The organism is Streptomyces misionensis, from assembly GCF_007896895.1.
GTDB lineage: Bacteria > Actinomycetota > Actinomycetes > Streptomycetales > Streptomycetaceae > Streptomyces > Streptomyces misionensis_A.
Map to the genome: position 1 here is coordinate 74,841 of NZ_VOGW01000180.1, position 2,939 is coordinate 77,779.

Sequence of the window (2,939 nt, forward strand, 5' to 3'; positions counted from 1 at the left end):
GGTCCGTGTCGCCCTGCCCAGCCGGCGCCTGGCCGCGGCCCTCGTCACCCACCGCCCCGACGTGGTCCACCTCGCCAGCCCCTTCGTCCTCGGCGTGCGGGGCATGGCCGCCGCCGCCCGGCTCGGCCTGCCCGCCGTCGCCGTCTACCAGACCGACCTGGCCGGTTACGCCCGCACCTACATGGGCGCCGGGGAGGCCGCCGCCTGGCGCCGCATCCGCTCCGTGCACGCCGCCGCCGACCGCACCCTCGCCCCCTCCGGCGCCGCCCTGCGCGACCTGGAGGAGCACGGCGTGCCTCGGGTGCGGCTGTGGCCGCGTGGCGTGGACACCGTACGTTTTCGGCCAGAGCGCCGGGACGAGGCGCTGCGCCGTGAACTCGCCCCGGACGGCGAGCTCATCGTCGGCTACGTCGGCCGGCTCGCCCCCGAGAAGCACGTCGAACTCCTCGCCGGCGTCCGCCACCTGGAGGGCGTCAGGCTCGTCCTCGTCGGCGACGGACCCAGCCGGGACCAACTGGCCGAGGCCCTGCCCGGCGCCGTCTTCCTGGGCCGGCGCACCGGTGACGACCTCGCCCGGATCTTCGCCTCGCTGGACCTGTTCGTGCACACCGGCCCGTTCGAGACGTTCTGCCAGACCGTGCAGGAGGCCATGGCCAGCGGCGTGCCGGTGGTCGCACCGGCCGCCGGCGGCCCCCTCGACCTGGTCGACCACGGCCGCACCGGACTGCTCGTGCCGCCCCACGACGCCGACGCCGTCCGGGACGCCGTCCGCGCCCTGGCCGCCGACCCCGCGCGCCGCACCGCGTTCGGCGCCGCCGCCCGCTCGCTCGTCGAGGGCCGCACCTGGGCGGCCGTCGGGGACCGGCTGATCGGCCACTACGGCGACGTCCTCGCCGCGCGCCGGACGGCGGTGGCCGCATGACCGCCCGGCCGCTGCGCATCGTCCGGCTCGCCAACTTCGTCGCCCCCGCCTCCGGGGGCCTGCGCACCGCCCTGCGCGAACTCGGCAAGGGCTACCGGGCGGCGGGCCACGAACCGGTGCTGATCGTGCCCGGCGCCCGGTACACCGACACCGACACCGAGCAGGGCCGGGTCGTCACCCTGCCCGGCCCGCTGCTCCCCGGCACCGGCGGCTACCGCGTCCTGACCGACCGGCGGCGGGTGGCCGCCCTCCTGACGGACCTGGCCCCGGACCGCCTGGAGGTCTCCGACCGGACCACCCTGCGCTGGACCGGCCGCTGGGCCCGCCGGGCGCGGGTGCCCGCCGTGATGGTCTCCCACGAGACCACCGACGGGGTGCTGCGCACCTGGGGCCTGTCCGAGAACCTCTCCCGGCGGGCCGCCGACGCCCTCAACACCCGTACCGCGCACGGCTACGCGCGCGTGGTGTGCACCACCGAGTACGCCGAGCGCGAGTTCGTCCGCATCGGCGCGCGCAACGTCGTACGCGCCCCCCTGGGGGTCGACCTGGTGGAACGCCACCCCGCGCTGCGCGACCCCCAACTGCGCGCCCGGCACGCGCGCGGCGGCGAGGCACTGCTGGTGCTGTGCTCCCGGCTGTCGGTGGAGAAGCGCCCCGGCACCGCCCTGGACGCCCTGGAGACGCTGGTACGGCGGGGCCGGCCGGCGGTGCTCGTGGTCGCGGGGGACGGACCGCTGCGGCCCCGGCTGGAGCAGCGGGCCCGGGAGCGGGGGCTCCCGGTGACCTTCCTCGGACACCTCTGCGACCGGTCCGCGCTCGGCGCCCTCCAGGCCACCGCGGACCTCGCCCTCGCGCCGGGGCCCGCCGAGACCTTCGGGCTCGCCGCCCTGGAGGCCATGGCCTGCGGCACGCCCGTGGTGGCCAGCGCCTCCTCCGCGCTGCCCGAGGTCATCGGGTCCGCCGGGGCGAGCGCCGCCGACCGCGGTGCGGCGTTCGCCGACGCCGTCGAGCTCCTCCTGGACCGGCCCGAGCCCGAGCGGCGCGCGGCGGCCCGGGCGCGGGCGGAGCGCTTCGGCTGGGACGCGGCCGTGCGGGCGTTCCTCGCCGCCCATGACGCGCCGGTGCCGCACGGCACCGGAACACCGCGCGCACTGCCGGAGGGCGTGGCATGAGGCCCGTCCGCTTCGTCGCCCTCGGGGACTCGCTCACCGAGGGCGTGGGCGATCCCGCCGGGGACGGCCGCCGGGGCTGGGCCGCCCTGCTCGCGCCCTCGCTCGGACCGGCGACCGAGTTCACCAACCTCGCGGCCTGCGGGGCCCAGACCCGGGACGTACTGGAACGGCAGGCCCCGGCCGCCCTCGCCCTGCGCCCGGACCTGGTCTCCGTCGTCGTCGGGGTCAACGACACCCTGCGCCGCACCTTCGACATCCACGCGGTGGCCGCCCGCCTCGACCGGGTCTACGCGGCCTGCGCCGCCCAGGGCGCCACCCTGCTCACCGCGTGCCTGCCCGATCCCGGCGCGATGCTGGGCCTGCCGAGCGCCCTGGCCCGGCCGCTGGCCCGCCGGCAGCGCGCGGTCAACGCGGTCGTGCACGCCCTGTCCGAGCGGTACGACGCCGTCCACCTGCACGCGGCGGACCACGCCTGGATCGCCGACCGGACCCTGTGGAGCGCGGACCGGCTGCACCCCGGCGAGCGCGGGCACCGGCAGCTCGCCGTCCGTTTCCACGCCCTGCTCGCCGAGGCGGGCCTGGCGAGCGGCCGACCCCCGTCCGCCGAACCGGAGTTCCCCGCGCCGACCCGGACCGTGCGCCTGCGCCGGCTCGCCACCGCGGGCACCGCCTGGGTGGCCCGGCGCTGCCGCGACCTGCTGCCCCAGCTGCTGGTGCTGGCCGCCGGGGAACTGCGCCATCGCGCCCGGGGCACCACGGCCCGCCTCGACCTGGAGGCGGCCACCGCCGTGTCCATGGCGCTCGCGGCCCTGCCGGCACCGGAGCGGGCGGCGACATCGGTGCGG

At 78.6% G+C, this 2,939-nt stretch carries 3 protein-coding genes; all 3 read left to right on the forward strand.

Annotated elements, in window-relative coordinates; translation table 11 throughout:
• Positions 1-922, forward strand: a 922-nt coding sequence (locus FRZ03_RS30405) for a glycosyltransferase family 4 protein (RefSeq protein WP_146468326.1), incomplete at its 5' end; no start/stop codon positions are given.
• Positions 919-2,094 carry a glycosyltransferase gene (locus FRZ03_RS30410; protein ID WP_146468301.1) on the forward strand — a complete coding sequence of 392 codons (1,176 nt, stop codon included), beginning with the start codon at positions 919-921 and terminating at the stop codon, positions 2,092-2,094. The genes FRZ03_RS30405 and FRZ03_RS30410, both read left to right, overlap by 4 nt.
• On the forward strand, positions 2,091-2,939 hold an 849-nt coding region (locus FRZ03_RS30415; protein ID WP_146468327.1), incomplete at its 3' end, for an SGNH/GDSL hydrolase family protein. The genes FRZ03_RS30410 and FRZ03_RS30415, both read left to right, overlap by 4 nt.